Origin of the sequence: Pseudanabaena sp. Chao 1811, assembly GCF_027942295.1 — a bacterium.
Taxonomy (GTDB): Bacteria; Cyanobacteriota; Cyanobacteriia; order Pseudanabaenales; family Pseudanabaenaceae; genus Pseudanabaena.
Genome location: NZ_CP101416.1, coordinates 3,112,549 through 3,127,397, shown reverse-complemented (window position 1 = coordinate 3,127,397; position 14,849 = coordinate 3,112,549). Strand labels below are relative to the sequence as shown.

The following is a 14,849-nucleotide window of genomic DNA, read 5'->3' as shown; positions in this document are numbered from 1 at the left end:
TTATCATATTCTTACTGGTTAAAGCTTCTCATGAACGAAACTCACCTTCAAGACAAATTCCTGATCCCCTTCTTTCGTGAAAGTCTAGGCTATCAAGAAGTTAAAGCCAACACCGTCACCAACTCCCTGATCATCGAAGAAGACCTTCAAACCTTCATTTCTGAAACTGAACTCAATCAAAAAAATTACGAACTCCTGCTCAAAAAATATAGTGGCGATCGCAAAAAACTATTAGCAGAACTCATCGAATTAATCCAAGAACGAATCGCCAGTAGTCGCAACATGGCACTGTTTATTAATGCCAATAAATCCATTACATTCCAAGGTGTAAAACTACATCTGTTTTATACCGATGACAGCGTAATTCATGATAGTAATCTCTTCAATCAAAATATATTTTCCGTAGTCCAAGAACTACCCTACAAATACAAATATCAAAACAAAATCATCTTCTCCTTTCGCCCTGATATTTGCCTATTTGTGAATGGCATCTATCTCGGCTATAGCGAACTAAAATCTAACCTCAGCAACCAAACCGCCAAAAAGAACGGACGCGGTAAAGTCATCAAAGACTACTTTGAAGCCGTCAGAGTCTATTACGAAAACTTTGATCGCCATCTCTATCTCAGCGATAAAGAAAAAGAATCTCATCGCAAAGACTTCTTAAAAATATTTGAAAAAGCAATCCATATCACCAGCACCGACCTCGGCGAAACCTACGTTATCCGCACCATCTCTGACTTTTTTGATGAGATTCTCACCACCTGCCGCGATAAAGAGTTTGATCGCGAAGAATACGAAAAAAACGCCATCAAAGTATTTAAACCCTATCCCCTGCTAAATCCTAACGCCGACAAAAAAGACAAACTCAAAGAAATATTCAAATACCATTACGGCAAAAGCTTCATCGAAAAGGAAATTCTCTATTACAACTTCATCGAGCGTGATGTCTATTTTGTTAATGGCAAAAAAGAACTCAAAGACGAAAAAGGACACCTCATCTCGCCCCGTCCCAAACAAAAATTTGGCACAGACAAAATTCTCGCCAAAATCGATGAATTTCTCGATCATGAAACCGAAGATGATTACTTCATCAAACAACTAGAGCGACAACTCGCCCATGTCGCCCCTAGCAAACGCGCCGAACTCATCGAAAAGCGTAAAGCCTACGCCAACAACAAAAATATCTATTCGCTCCTCCTGCAATATGCCGCAGGATTTGGCAAATCCAACATCATTGGCTGGACAGCACTGCAACTCAAAGACCTACGCCGCAATGGTGAATATGTCTATGACAAAATCATGATTGTCGTCGATCGCCTGCAACTCCGCAGCCAGATCGACTCAAAAATGCTAAATATGAACATCGACAATCGGATGTATGTGGAAGCAAATAACAAGGCAAGTTTCCAAAAAGCCCTCGAATCCGATACCCGCCTAGTGATCGTCAACTTGCAAAAATTTGGTGCAGTTGCAGAAATGCTTGCCCCTGACACCATGCAAAAACTCTCGCAATTGCGTATTGTCTTCCTAATCGATGAAATCCACCGTTCCAACAGTGGTGAGCAACATGAAGAAATGGTCAATATCTTCGATGAACTGCAAACACCCTTTGACACTCAAACCAGCCTATTCCGTACCAAAAAGAATTTAATTATCGGCTTCACCGCCACACCTGACGACCATACCCTCGCCCGTTTTGGTGAATTTAGCGGCTATGCCGAAAGCGAAAAGCTGTGGGTTCCCTTCGATTCCTACACCATGAATGAAGCAATCAAAGACGGCTTTATTCATAATCCTATCGAAAATATTATCCCTGTTGCTTCCAAAATGTTATTTGACCTTCCTCAAAACAAAATGGAAGGTTTTGAGCAACCTAATTATAAAGATATTGACAAAAAGCAAATCTATGAAGAAAGAGAACGAATTAATGCGATCGCCAAATACATCGCCGATCTACTCGTAAAAGATGTCTATCCTAAAATTCGCGGCACGGCAAAAGCCATGCTTGCCGTGTACTCGATTAAGGCAGCGATCGCATACAAACAAGCCATCACTAAACATTTCCAAGAAATCGTCAAACAAAATAAATACGCTAAATATGCCGAAGCACCTATTCACATCGTCTACTCCAGCAACCAAGACGAGCAAAGCGCCACAGGACTAAATGACGGACTCACCGAAGAAAAAGTCTTAGAAAACTTTGCCCTCAAGAAAAATGGCTTAATTATCGTGGTTGCCAAACTGCAAACAGGATTCGACGAAAAAAGACTGCACACCCTATTTCTAGACAAAGAAATCAAAGGTATTAGCGCCATTCAAGCAATATCCAGAGTCAATCGCACCGCCAAACATAAAAATGAATGCAAAATCGTTGACTTCTCCTACAACAATGTCAACGTCCAAAATATCAAAGAAGCCTTCGAGCATTTCTCAGATGTTGTCGTGAGTGACTTCGATCCCTTCAGCGATAAACGCATATTAGAAATTCTCTTCACAATGCTCAAAAAGTCTGATGTTTACGCAGAGTTTTTCAATATATTTGTGGCGATCGCCCACGATGACACAAAGCCCAACAATCCCGAAAACTACCTAGATCTCGAAAGCAACATCGAAAAGTATATCGAGGCTAATCCCAAACCCACTGCCGACACCAAAGCCAAAACCGCCCAATATTTCACCATTCTCAATCGCATTGAATATGTAATTGCTCTAGAGCCAAAATACAGCGAACCGCATTTTTTAAATTTTCTGCGCCTATTCAACAAAATCTACAATCAGATACATCGCACCGATGATATTAAAGATGCGATCGAGGTCTATTTTGACAATCAAATCGGCATTATCGAAGTCCAAACCCAGCCCAAAGAAACCAAACCAAAACCTCCAATCAAAATAGCTGAAGGTAAATCTCCCTATACAGTTCATCAATTTGATATTCTTGCCATCCTCGAAGCACGGAATGAGCAAGAAGAATTAAAGGGAGAGCGTATTCGTGACTTTAAGGCAAAGATATATGAATTTTTTGCCTATATTCTTTCCTCTGATGATGGTAAACGATTAATTACCAAAATAAAATCTAACGTCTCAGAGGAAGAGATTTATGACGATTTTTCTAAAATCTATCGTAAGTACAAAGTCTTATACCGTAAAAAAGTTGGAGATTCCTTCTTCAAAGAAATAGAAGATTTAGTCAATAAATTATGTGATGACTTTGAAAATCTGGTGCGTAATTTAGAAATCTAAGATAATTGGCTATGCAATATGTAGCTTGATAGTCGCAATAAAGTAACCAAAGTCATTAATATAGTCTACTGTGCTGTTTATTTGCCGAATTTGTCACCATGAAACATACTCTCTCCGTTGTCGTCCAAGATGAGGCAGGCGTGCTGACCCGCATTGCTAGCTTGTTCGCCCGCCGAGGTTTTAATATCGAGAGCCTTGCGGTCGGGACGGCTGAGCAAGATGGATTTACGCGCATTACGATGGTTGTCTCAGGCGACGATCATACGATTGAGCAAATCACCAAGCAGTTGCAAAAACTAATTAATACGATCACTATTCTCGACTTTACCGATATTCCTTGTGTTGAGCGTGAGTTGATGCTTGTTAAGGTAAATGCTGCCCCAAATGTGCGATCAGAAATTATCGAGATCTCGCAAATTTTCCGTGCTCGGATCGTTGACGTAGCTGACGATTTCTTAACTATCGAGGTAGTGGGTGACCCTGGTAAGATGGTGGCGATCTTGAAGATGTTAAATAAGTTTGGCATTCGCGAAATTGCGCGTACTGGCAAGGTTTCGCTTACCCGTGAATCAGGGGTTAATACGGAATATCTCAAAGTTTCCCGTGACGGGGCGCGAGGCGCTTTATCTAATCTTTAGTAGTCTCCTCAATTGAGGCTTTTCAAGAAAAAGCACCCTATAGGGTGCTTTTTCTTTTATGATGCTGTCAACTTACAGACAACGATTCCGTGCAGTTATAACTATGCGTATCGCCATATTTACCGAGACATTTTTGCCAAAAATCGATGGCATCGTCACCCGCCTCAAATATACCGTTGAGTATTTGGTCAATCTCGGTAATCAAGTCCTCGTATTTTCGCCCGACGGGGGACTTACGGAATATTGCGGCGCTCAGATTTACGGGGTATCTGCCTTTGACTTTCCCCTATATCCAGAACTAAAACTAGCCTTGCCGCGCCCTTCAATTGGTCATGCCCTAGAACAGTTCAAACCTGATTTGATCCATGTCGTCAATCCTGCAATTTTAGGAATGGCTGGGATTTATTATGCCAAAAAGATGAATTACCCCTTGATGGCTTCTTACCATACGCATTTGCCCCAATATTTACAGCATTACGGTTTAGGCTTTCTCGAAGGGCTGATGTGGGACTTGGTAAAAAATACGCATAATCAGGCTGTGTTAAATCTCTGTACGTCCACAGCGATGATCGATGAATTGCGATCGCATGGTGTAGAAAGGCTCGACCTGTGGCAGCGTGGTGTGGATACGGTGCAGTTTCATCCAAGGTTTAAAAGTGACGAAATGCGATCGCGCCTTACGCAAGGACATCCCGAAGATACTTTGTTTTTATATGTAGGTAGACTGTCAGCGGAGAAAGAGATTCAGCAAATCCTGCCCGTGTTACAGGCTATTCCCAATAGTCGCCTTGCCCTCGTCGGTGACGGGCCCTACCGTCAGGAGCTAGAGAAAATCTTTTCAGGGACAAATACTAATTTTGTCGGTTATCTGCGTGGTGATGATCTTGCTTCTGCCTTTGCCTCTAGCGATGCCTTTCTATTCCCATCCCGTACCGAAACCCTCGGCTTAGTGCTATTAGAAGCAATGGCAGCAGGTTGTCCTGTTGTCGCCGCAAACTCAGGTGGCATCCCTGATATTGTCACTAATGGCGTTAATGGCTATTTATTTGAGCCAAGCGATCGCGATGGCTTGGTGACAGCTACTCAAAATCTATTACGCGATCGCCATGAAGCAATGTGCATTGAAGCCCGTCTCGAAGCAGAAAAATGGGGATGGGATGCTGCCACGCGCCAGTTACAAAAATATTACGAACAAACAATCAAAACTTCTCAGCCAACATTAGTTTAAAAGCTTTTAAGTAGCTGGGTGCAATTAAATATAAAACCCAAAATCTGTGACGCACGCGCAGCGTGCGCCACAGATTTTGGAATTACTCCTAGCTACTTAAAAGCTAATGCTCAATAGCAACTTGATGGTGTTACCGAGCCAAATCAGGGCAACGATACCACCAGCGATCGCTAAAGGAATGATCGCTAAAGTTTTCCAGCTTTTAATACCTAGTGCTACCGATGCGCTCCATACCTGCCAGACAATAAACCAGATGATCACCGCGATCGCGCCAAGAAAACGGGATTGGGGTGGCAAGCTGAGGGCAGGAGCCATGAATATCCAAGGTAAGCTCGCAAAACCCGTGAGGGTCAGTAACTCCAGCATCTCCACATTCTTTTGAAACACATTAGCCAATTGTTTCAATAAAAATGTAAAAAATACCCAGCCAATGCTCCCACCAATCACCGAGCCGATAATTCTCACAATCGATAAATGATCAAGGCGAATGGCTTCCAAAGCATTGACTAAAGCAATCACGATCGCTGCTTGCACAAAGGACGGATGTGCCTTGAGTTGCTCAAAGGTTACTTGGGGCAAAAATAATGTCCCATATAGGCGATCGAGAAATGTCCCTAAATTTTGTGGTGGTGCGGGAAGAGTAACACTTTCAGCATTGCTACTGGTATTGCTATCGGTGCTGCTATCAGGAGCGATCGCATTAATATCTTCAGGATTGGGCGTGGCATTCATGGTTTCTTCCTATGAGCAACTATTCTTGAAAGGGTTATTTGGCAACACTTTCAACAAAACTCTATGTTTTACGGAGAGCGCAAAGCACTGTAATCTAATAGTAATTGCTAACTGACTTTAACATGATTGACCTTGCCACTACGCACCCCAACCATATCCTCACTATTGACTCTAGCCAGTTGCCTCAGGGGTTACAGGGCAGAATTACGATTCCGGGGGATAAATCCATTTCGCATCGGGCGTTAATGCTTGGCTCCCTTGCCGAAGGAGAAACACGAATTCGTGGGCTACTACTGGGGGAAGATCCTCGTAGTACCGCAGCTTGTTTTGCGGCGATGGGGGCGGAAATATCTGAGCTAAATTCAGATTTAGTGATCGTCAAGGGGATTGGGCTAGGGAATCTCAAGGAACCCGTAGATGTGCTCAATGCAGGTAATTCAGGCACTACGCTACGGTTAATGTTAGGCATTTTAGCGAGCCATCCCGATCGCTTCTTTACAGTCACAGGTGATGCTTCCTTACGATCGCGTCCCATGTCCCGCGTCGTCAATCCTTTGCGCCAAATGGGAGCTAGTATTTGGGGTAGAGAAAATGGAGCGCGTGCACCCCTCGCCATTTCAGGACAAAATCTCAAAGCAATTCACTATCAATCCCCCGTCGCTTCGGCACAGGTCAAGTCCTGCATCATGCTGGCAGGTTTGATGACCGATGGCGAAACGATTATCACCGAGCCAGAGCGATCGCGTGATCACAGTGAAAGAATGTTGGCAGCTTTTGGCGCGAATGTCAGTGTCGATGTTGACACCAATACGGTCTCCGTTAAAGGTGGTGCAAAATTAGTTGGTCAAGAAGTAACCGTCCCCGGAGATATTAGTTCTGCTGCTTTTTGGCTAGTCGCTGCCTCAATCGTTCCCAATTCTGATTTAGTAATTGAGAATGTGGGAATTAATCCCACTCGTACAGGGATTTTAGAAGTTCTTGCGGAAATGGGAGCCGACATTACCTATGAAAATGAACGCGAAGTTACAGGCGAACCCGTTGCCGATTTACATGTGCGTTCGGCATCTCTCAAAGCTTGCCGCATCGGTGGTGCGGTCATTCCTCGTTTAATTGATGAGATTCCCATTTTAGCGATCGCCGCTAGTTGTGCAGAAGGAACAACCATTATTGAGGATGCCGAAGAACTGCGGGTCAAAGAAAGCGATCGAATTGTGGCAATGGTGAAGGAATTAACCAAACTCGGTGCAAATGTGACTGAGCGACCCGATGGCATGGAAATCGTCGGCGGTAAAGCGCTGACGGGTACTGAGGTCGATAGCTATGACGATCATCGTATAGCCATGAGTTTAGCGATCGCGGCTCTAGTTGCCAAAGGCAAAACCTCAATCAACCGTGCCGAATCCGCCGCAATTTCCTATCCTTCCTTTATTCCAACTCTACAGAGTTTATACTCCACATAAAAATCTATCTTATACACACAAATCTCTCTATCTTTGTTGTGATTTATCAAGCCCCCTAAATCCCCCAATTCTGGGGGACTTTGAAAATTATTGTTCCCCCAGAATTGGGGGCTAGGGGGCGATTAATTTATGATTTTGCTACCATGTTTTTATAGGTTCCATCTAAAACTGATAGCGCCGCCACATATTGAGGATCTTCCTTTGTGCCGAGTTGTTTGCGAGTAATAGGTTGAGTTAGCTCGACTTCAATATCGGGAATGATGCCGCGCTTGTGGATATTATGATGTTGGGGGGTTTCATACTTAGCAATAGTGACCGCCAAACCTGCACCATCTTCCAATTCATATAAAGATTGAATTAACCCCTTACCAAAGGTTGTCGTTCCCACAAGCTGAGCGCGATTATTCTCTTGCAAAGCCCCAGCAAGGATTTCACTAGCACTAGCTGTACCGCCATCGGTGAGTACCACTAACGGCGCATTGGTAATCGCATCTCCTTTAGCTTCAAAACTCTCCTGCACGCCATGACGATCTACGGTATAAACGACAGTACCTTCGGGAATCCACATCCGCGCAATTTGTAAACCTGCGTCAAATAGTCCTCCAGGATTGCCTCGTAGGTCGAGAACGTAACGATCTGCACCTTGAGATTGGAACTTCTTCAAAGTCTTTTCCATGTCTGCCGCCGCATTGCCATTGAATTGATTCAAACGGATATAACCGACTTTATGATTTTCCTCTTGATTGATTTTGGCAATGATTGGTGTAACGGCAATGCGATCGCGTTTAATTACCACATCAAGCTTCTCGAAACCTTTCGCATCCGCAAGCGGACGTTCCAGACTGAGCTTTACTTCTGAACCAATTGCCCCGCGCATTCTGGTGGCGCATTCATCAAGACTTAAGCCCTTAGTGGGAATATTATCAATGCCAACAATGCGATCGCGAGATCTGACACCTGCTGCATCCGCAGGCGAACCCTCAATCGGGGCAATTACCGTCACGGTATTATCAGGTTCGTCCACTGCGATTTGCAGACCTACGCCTGTTAACTCTCCTGAGGTGCTAGTTTGCATACTTCTAAACTTATCTGGCTCTAGCAAGCGCGTGAAGGGATCATCCAGTGTGGCAAGCATTTCACGGATTGCCGCATAGGTGTCTTCGCGACTATTAAACTTGCGATTGATAAATTGACGACGCACTTTGTACCAGTTTTGATGATTAAAATCATCATCCACATAGGATCGGTTGACGATTTGCCAAACATTGGTTAGAAATTTCTGTTCCTGCAAATAGTCTGTAACCGCAGCATTTGCGCCACCGATCCAAAAAAACTGGACGGCGATCGCCATTAAACCAATCACAAGCCAAGACCAAATACGACGCTGTTTTATCATGCTCTCTACGCAAACTCTCGATGCAAAAAAACTATTGTCTCTATCCTAGCTAATCTTTCTTTGATCGAAAACGCTCCTAGGGTTTATCCTCAATGTCAATTAAATGGTAGTCCTAACAAATTGTGGTAAGGAGGGGCGGCGCTTCGTGCCGCCCCTCCCTCAAATTAATATGATTTCGAGCAGCCATTTTCCGCATTTATCGAACTGACGCTAAATTAGAAAGGATACGAAGTGTCTTTTTTGATTTTTAGAGTTTTTAGTAAATGCAGTATTGGCGGAAATTTCAAGCAGCCTTAATTTTTTATACCTGTTTACCTTTGAGTCCACAGGGTGCATTAGATTTTCGGGGAATAGCTGTCTATGCGCCATTGGTTGGAATTTTGATTGGTAGCGCGATCGCCTGTTTAGATCTGCTGCTAGGAATCGTTAAACCTGCGCCTGAATTCGTTTATCTGCGATCGCTACTGACGATTTTATTAGCTCTATTAATTACGGGGGGATTGCATCTCGATGGGGCTATGGATACGGCTGATGGGTTAGCAGTCACCGATCCGAATCGTCGCCTTGAGGTGATGGCGGATAGTAATACGGGAGCATTTGGGGCAATGGCAGCGATCGCAATTTTATTCTTAAAAGTAGTTGCGCTTGCGGCAATCAGAGATCAGCGCTTTTGGATTTTAGCTAGTGTATGGGCTTGGGCAAGGTGGGGACAGTTAAGGGCGATTATGGTTTATCCCTATCTCAAAGTGATCGGTAAGGGCAAATTCCATCAAGAGGATTTGCATCATTGGCAAGTGTGGCTAGTGGCGATTTTATTAACAATGGGCAATTTGATAATCAGCTATATTTGCCAATCTATGTATTTAGGAATTGGCTTAACCTTAATTGGTTTTAGTTTTGCGTGGTTAATTGGTGCTTGGTTCAATCGTTGCATCGGTGGACATACTGGCGATAGTTATGGTGCGATCGTTGAATGGACAGAAGCGCTAAGTTTATGCGCGATCGCCTTGTTATAAATTCGCTGATTCTCCTACAGTGAATTTATTGAGAAGTATCATATAAGCTTCCTAGCTTCAGAGATTTCATCTAGACCATGAACAAAATATGAGGTTTAATAGAGATTATTGTTATTCGCTAGGGGACGCGATCGCTTAAAAACTGATATGGCAAAGCAAACTAAACAAAAAAGCATTGAAGAAACTCTATCTGAGATCTTGCAGCATTCGTGAAAGAGTCAAGTGGGAATGGGTTTGAGAATAATTTCAAAGCCATGACGAGCAGCAATATCGGCACTAATTTGAAGATACCTGAGAAGTTTCAACCAAAGGACAGAAGGGAATAAAACAGAAAGGGTTAAATCACAGGTAGCTTTCCAGTCCAAGATGGGAGGAAACGACCATTGATCAATCCAATGAGCCAAAAGATAAGAAAGCAGAGAGAGGATAAGCCAACGATAAACGCCAAGTTTTGTAGATTGCCCAAAACAATGCAAACCAAAGCGATGTTTGATGGTTTTGAAGAATCCCTCAATCGCCCAACGCTTACGACCTAACATCACCAGATAAGCGCCAGAATAAGGATGAGAAGAGACCACAAAGCGTAACTCCCGTTTACTATCGGCTCTTTTGAGCCAGAACCAAGAGATCGTCAAAGGCGTACTTAGCCCTTCCAGTAAAATTAGTTGTCCACGTTTGCCATGGGGATAAAGTTGTTTGACGGTACGTCCATCTTGAAGTTTACGATTGTTGCGGACACCGACAACGATGCGCCAAGACTTGGCGCGGACAGCATTGAAAAACTTCACCGTACTAAACTCAGTATCAGCAAGGACAATCACAGTCTTGCCTTGGGTTAGTTGCTTGGGTACTGTCCCCAATAACTTACAAGCTAAGTCAGAGGGACTGGAGTATCCTTTGCCGCGCCATACTCTAAAACTCCATGGTACGCGCCACTCTCCATAGACCAGATACAGTACAACCAGATGTAGTCCTCGCTTTCCGTTGAGGATTCTCACCCATGGGTCTGGTTCGTTTGGGGTGGGATTGCTCAAATGTAAAAACTTGCCGCTTTTTTCTAAGGTGGTCAGGTCTATCAGTATCTTTAATGGCACTCTCTTCGATGGGCGATGCTTGGCGATTTGCCCCAAAATTGACAGCCTTGTTGCTCGAATTAGTCCTCTTGTTGACCAGTTATAGTGATTGAGAAATCGGCTTAATGCACTCGCTGATTTTACCTGTGTATGTTCTGGATAGGGATGCCCTTGCGCTTCCAGAAATAGCCCTAATATTGCATTCAGACTTGCTTTTTGATACACACTTGGCATCAGACAAATTAGGCTATACACTAAACCTTGGGCGTGCTTAACGATGCTTTCCATAATCGTTATTTAATTTACTACTACGCCCTTTTTTTCACATCTTTACTCTCTTTGCAACCCCTTTCCAGAATGGTGCAAGTTCTCAGCTATGGGATTCGGCGAATAAGTTACGGGGTTCGGTGGAGTCTTCGGAATATAAGCACGTTGTTTTGGGGTTGATCTTTCTCAAGTTTGCGAGTGATAAGTTTGAGGAGAGGCGGCAGGAGTTGATCGCTGAGGGAAAGGATAAGTATTTGGATATGGTGGAGTTTTACACCATGAAGAATGTGTTTTATCTGCCTGAGTTGTCGCGTTGGGGTTATTTGATGGAAAACGCGAAACAGGCTGATATTGCGCTAAAGATTGATACGGCTTTGTTTACGGTGGAGAAAAATAATCCTTCGCTAAAGGGGGCTTTGCCTGACAATTACTATTCGCGTTTGAGTCTGGATGTTAGTAAGTTGGCTTCTTTGTTGGATACGATCAATAACATTAATACACTTCAGGATAAGCAACAGGATATTGTGGGGCGGGTATATGAGTACTTTTTGAGTAAGTTTGCTTTGGCGGAAGGGAAGGGCAAAGGGGAATTTTATACGCCGAAGAGTATCGTTAATTTGATTGCGGAGATGATCGAGCCTTACAAGGGGAAGATTTACGATCCTGCTTGTGGGTCGGGGGGGATGTTTGTGCAGTCGATTAAGTTTATTGAGAGCCATCATGGTAATCAAAAGGATATTTCGATTTATGGTCAGGAATATACGGCGACTACTTATAAGCTGGCGAAGATGAATCTGGCGATTAGGGGGATTTCGGCGAATTTGGGTGATGTGCCTGAAGATACTTTTAGGAAGGATCAGCATCGGGATTTGAAGGCGGATTATATTATGGCGAATCCTCCTTTTAATCAGAAGGAATGGAGAGGGGCGAATGAGTTAGTTGATGATCCGCGATGGTTGGGTTATGATGTGCCGCCGACTGGGAATGCGAATTATGCTTGGATTTTGAATATTGTGTCTAAGCTGTCGGTGAATGGGGTGGCGGGGTTTATTTTGGCAAATGGGGCTTTGTCGGGTGGGGGGACTGAGTATAGTATTCGTAGGCAGTTGATTGAGAATAATCTAGTAGAAGCAATCTTAGTGATGCCTCGAAATTTGTTTTACACTACCGATATTAGTGTGACGCTTTGGATTTTAAATAGAAATAAAAAGGCGCGAACTGTTGAACTTAATGGGCAGTTAAAAAGATACAGAAATCGAGAGAATGAGATTCTGTTTATGGATTTGCGCCAAATGGGTGAACCATTTGAGAAAAAATATACACAATTTGCTGATTCAGACATTCAAAAGATAAGTACGACTTACCACAATTGGCAGTCAACTAATTATGAGAAAACTTATCAAGATATTCCAGAGTTTTGTTATAGTGCTTCATTTGATGAGGTTAAAAACAAAGATTTTTCGCTTGTACCGAGTAAGTATATTGAGTTTATTAATCGAGATGAAAATATTGATTTTGATGAGAAGATGCTGTCTTTGCAAGTAGAGTTTACGGAGTTATTGAAGGCTGAAGAACATTCTAAGAAGAATTTACTGGCTGTATTTAAGGAGTTGGGTTATGAGATCAAATTATAAAAAATTGGGTGCTTATATTCGTGAAGTTGACATCAGAAATACAGAAGATAAAAAAGATAATTTGCTTGGTGTTTCAACTCAAAAGGTATTTATACAATCAATTGCTAATACGGTAGGCACAGATTTTAGAAGTTACAAAATTGTTAAAAAGCGTCAATTTACTTATGTGCCTGATACTTCAAGACGTGGCGACAAAATAGCGATCGCTTTATTAGAAGATGAAGATCATGGCTTAGTTTCGCAAGCTTATACAGTTTTTGAAATTGTAAATACAGAGAAATTGCTGCCCGAATATCTGATGATGTGGTTTAGAAGACCAGAATTTGATCGCTATGCAAGATTTATGTCTTACGGAAGTGTCAGAGAAATTTTCAGTTGGGAAGAGATGTGTAATATGGAGCTTCCTGTTCCTGATATTGGGAAGCAGAGAGAAATTGTCAAGGAATACAATGTATTGGTAAATCGGATCGCGCTGAATAATTTACAGCCTATTGAGGGAAAGAGTAGTACAAGATAAGCTAGGATAGCAAAACCCAAAAGAGAGTAAAAAATGGCACCTTACTCACTAGATCTCAGAGAAAAGATCGTAGCAAACTACGAAGCAGGAAATACATCGATTCGGGAAGTAGCGAAGCAATTTCAAGTCGCGACGAAAACAGTGCAAAAACTACTGAATCAATACCGAGAGACAGGAGAACTAAACCACAAACCATTAGGTAGTCCAATCAAAAGTCCCCTCGAAGCGCATCAGGAGAAAATCCTCGAAATTGTCTCAGAGCATCCAGATTGGACACTATGGCAGTACTGTGAAGAAGTAGCAGAACAAACAGGAGTATCAGTGACCACAGGCAGCATGTGCCGATTTTTCCAGAGGCATAACATCACTCTAAAAAAAAGACCTATCGCCATGAAAAGGTAAAAAGTGAGGCAGTACAACAGCAAAGATGTGAATTTTGGGAAGCATTGAATGAAGTGAAAGCTGAAGATCTGATTTGTATTGATGAAACGGGAGTATGGCAGGGGATGGAACGCTCTGTGGCAAGAAGTGAATGTGGCAAAAGAGTATTCAGTCTTCGTCCCTTTTACAAAGGTCAGAAATACACAATAATTGGCGCTATTTCAGTTGATGGGATTGTTTGCCTGAAAACGATTCAGGGTTCTATGAAAGGAGCAGATTTTCTCACCTTTGTCCAAGATGACCTAGTACCTAAATTACGTCCTGAGCATAGGATCATCATGGATAACCTCAACTGCCATAAAGTTGAGGGGGTCGCAAAAGCAATTACAGCGACAGGTGCTAAGATTTTGTACTTACCCACCTATTCTCCTGATTTTAATCCAATTGAGATGATGTGGTCGGTTCTCAAATATTTTATTAGATTGCTTAGACCTCATTCTCAAAAACTACTTCAGCATTTAATCAACGTTTTCCCTTACTTGTTAGAAAAAGATTTCTTCAAAAATTGGTTTACTAAGTGTTGTTACTGTACTACTTAATCCCTCAATGGACTGTACTGAATCAAAAGTTAGAAGAAACGGCTCAAGCGATTTATAAACAATGGTTTGTTGATTTTGAGTTTCCTGATGAAGACGGAAAGCCTTATAAATCAAATGGCGGTGAAATGGTAGAGAGTGAATTGGGAGAGATTCCGAAAGGTTGGGAAGTTACAAAACTAGAGAATTTAATTGAAGTTAAATATGGCAAAGACTATAAGCATTTACAAAATGGACAAATCCCCTTGTATGGTTCAGGCGGAATTATGGGATATGTAGATAAATATTTATATGATAAGCAAACAATTTTAATTCCAAGAAAAGGCTCTTTAAATAATATTTTATTTGTAAACAAGCCTTTTTGGTCGGTTGATACAATGTTTTATTCTATAGTTAAAAATTTATATAGTGGTTGCTATGTTTACTACTATTTAAAATCAATTAATTTCAATTCTTTAGATGTCGGTTCTGCTGTGCCAAGTATGACAACGGCTTACTTAAATAATATGATCATTATTAAACCTGCCAAGGATATTCTAAAAATCTATGATTGTCATTTAAACAAAGTTATTAAGTTAATTGAATGTGAAATTGAGCAGAATCAAAAATTGAACATTCTTAAAAACTTATTACTTTCAAAACTGGCAACAATGGAGAATTAAAAA

The 14,849-nt window shown here is 42.2% G+C and carries 12 protein-coding genes and 1 pseudogene; 10 read left to right on the top strand and 3 right to left on the bottom strand.

What is annotated here, in order from left to right:
- The first annotated feature begins 30 nt into the window (after positions 1-30).
- The 3 genes from NMG48_RS14375 to NMG48_RS14365 all read left to right on the top strand — a co-directional run bounded on the left by NMG48_RS14375 (position 31) and on the right by NMG48_RS14365 (position 5,112).
- Positions 31-3,246 carry a DEAD/DEAH box helicase family protein gene (locus NMG48_RS14375; RefSeq protein WP_271252198.1) on the top strand — a complete coding sequence of 1,072 codons (3,216 nt, stop codon included), beginning with the start codon at positions 31-33 and terminating at the stop codon, positions 3,244-3,246.
- 98 nt (positions 3,247-3,344) lie between these two features.
- A complete protein-coding gene (ilvN, locus tag NMG48_RS14370; RefSeq protein ID WP_126385734.1) occupies positions 3,345-3,884 on the top strand; it encodes an acetolactate synthase small subunit in 540 nt (179 codons plus the stop codon).
- 103 nt (positions 3,885-3,987) lie between these two features.
- Positions 3,988-5,112, top strand: coding sequence for a glycosyltransferase (locus NMG48_RS14365; RefSeq protein WP_271252197.1), 1,125 nt, complete (start codon positions 3,988-3,990; stop codon positions 5,110-5,112).
- A gap of 96 nt (positions 5,113-5,208) precedes the next feature.
- On the opposite strand, the gene NMG48_RS14360 is transcribed toward NMG48_RS14365, so the two are convergent.
- Positions 5,209-5,844 (bottom strand): YIP1 family protein, encoded by a 636-nt coding sequence (locus NMG48_RS14360; protein WP_271252196.1) that lies wholly within the window; start codon positions 5,842-5,844, stop codon positions 5,209-5,211.
- Positions 5,845-5,966: 122 nt separating this feature from the next.
- Between NMG48_RS14360 and aroA the strand changes: the two genes are divergently transcribed.
- Entirely contained in the window at positions 5,967-7,304 is a 1,338-nt protein-coding gene (aroA, locus tag NMG48_RS14355) for a 3-phosphoshikimate 1-carboxyvinyltransferase (protein WP_271252195.1), read from the top strand.
- Between the two features lie 127 nt (positions 7,305-7,431).
- Here the strand turns inward: aroA and NMG48_RS14350 are convergent, their stop codons facing one another.
- Positions 7,432-8,700 (bottom strand): S41 family peptidase, encoded by a 1,269-nt coding sequence (locus NMG48_RS14350; protein WP_271252194.1) that lies wholly within the window; start codon positions 8,698-8,700, stop codon positions 7,432-7,434.
- Positions 8,701-8,963: 263 nt separating this feature from the next.
- Between NMG48_RS14350 and cobS the strand changes: the two genes are divergently transcribed.
- Positions 8,964-9,716 (top strand): adenosylcobinamide-GDP ribazoletransferase, encoded by a 753-nt coding sequence (cobS, locus tag NMG48_RS14345; protein ID WP_271252193.1) that lies wholly within the window; start codon positions 8,964-8,966, stop codon positions 9,714-9,716.
- A gap of 218 nt (positions 9,717-9,934) precedes the next feature.
- On the opposite strand, the gene NMG48_RS14340 is transcribed toward cobS, so the two are convergent.
- The gene (locus tag NMG48_RS14340; protein WP_271252192.1) at positions 9,935-11,077 is read right to left on the bottom strand and encodes a transposase; all 1,143 of its coding nucleotides are present in this window, start codon (positions 11,075-11,077) and stop codon (positions 9,935-9,937) included.
- A 119-nt stretch (positions 11,078-11,196) separates the two neighbouring features.
- Between NMG48_RS14340 and NMG48_RS14335 the strand changes: the two genes are divergently transcribed.
- The 5 genes and pseudogenes from NMG48_RS14335 (at position 11,197) to NMG48_RS14315 (ending at position 14,846) form a co-directional block, all read left to right on the top strand.
- Complete coding sequence (locus NMG48_RS14335; RefSeq protein ID WP_271252191.1) at positions 11,197-12,690, top strand: type I restriction-modification system subunit M; 1,494 nt, start codon at positions 11,197-11,199, stop codon at positions 12,688-12,690.
- Positions 12,674-13,207 (top strand): hypothetical protein, encoded by a 534-nt coding sequence (locus tag NMG48_RS14330; RefSeq protein ID WP_271252190.1) that lies wholly within the window; start codon positions 12,674-12,676, stop codon positions 13,205-13,207. The genes NMG48_RS14335 and NMG48_RS14330 overlap by 17 nt, the downstream gene beginning before the upstream one ends.
- 33 nt (positions 13,208-13,240) lie before the next feature.
- Complete coding sequence (locus NMG48_RS14325) at positions 13,241-13,609, top strand: helix-turn-helix domain-containing protein (protein WP_271251623.1); 369 nt, start codon at positions 13,241-13,243, stop codon at positions 13,607-13,609.
- 29 nt (positions 13,610-13,638) lie between these two features.
- A pseudogene (locus tag NMG48_RS14320) lies at positions 13,639-14,187 on the top strand (transposase); the annotation flags it as partial.
- Positions 14,166-14,846, top strand: a complete 681-nt coding sequence (locus NMG48_RS14315; RefSeq protein WP_271252189.1) for a restriction endonuclease subunit S — start codon at positions 14,166-14,168, stop codon at positions 14,844-14,846. The pseudogene NMG48_RS14320 and the gene NMG48_RS14315, both read left to right, overlap by 22 nt.
- The last annotated feature ends 3 nt before the right edge of the window (positions 14,847-14,849 follow it).

Excerpts from the sequence above, each read along its gene's own strand:
- NMG48_RS14340 (WP_271252192.1), bottom strand. The coding sequence starts at position 11,077 with ATGGAAAGCATCGTTAAGCACGCCCAAGGTTTAGTGTATAGCCTAATT.
- ilvN (WP_126385734.1), top strand. The coding sequence starts at position 3,345 with ATGAAACATACTCTCTCCGTTGTCGTCCAAGATGAGGCAGGCGTGCTG.
- NMG48_RS14350 (WP_271252194.1), bottom strand. The coding sequence starts at position 8,700 with ATGATAAAACAGCGTCGTATTTGGTCTTGGCTTGTGATTGGTTTAATG.
- NMG48_RS14330 (WP_271252190.1), top strand. The coding sequence starts at position 12,674 with ATGAGATCAAATTATAAAAAATTGGGTGCTTATATTCGTGAAGTTGAC.
- NMG48_RS14360 (WP_271252196.1), bottom strand. The coding sequence starts at position 5,844 with ATGAATGCCACGCCCAATCCTGAAGATATTAATGCGATCGCTCCTGAT.
- cobS (WP_271252193.1), top strand. The coding sequence starts at position 8,964 with ATGCAGTATTGGCGGAAATTTCAAGCAGCCTTAATTTTTTATACCTGT.
- NMG48_RS14325 (WP_271251623.1), top strand. The coding sequence starts at position 13,241 with ATGGCACCTTACTCACTAGATCTCAGAGAAAAGATCGTAGCAAACTAC.
- NMG48_RS14375 (WP_271252198.1), top strand. The coding sequence starts at position 31 with ATGAACGAAACTCACCTTCAAGACAAATTCCTGATCCCCTTCTTTCGT.
- aroA (WP_271252195.1), top strand. The coding sequence starts at position 5,967 with ATGATTGACCTTGCCACTACGCACCCCAACCATATCCTCACTATTGAC.
- NMG48_RS14365 (WP_271252197.1), top strand. The coding sequence starts at position 3,988 with ATGCGTATCGCCATATTTACCGAGACATTTTTGCCAAAAATCGATGGC.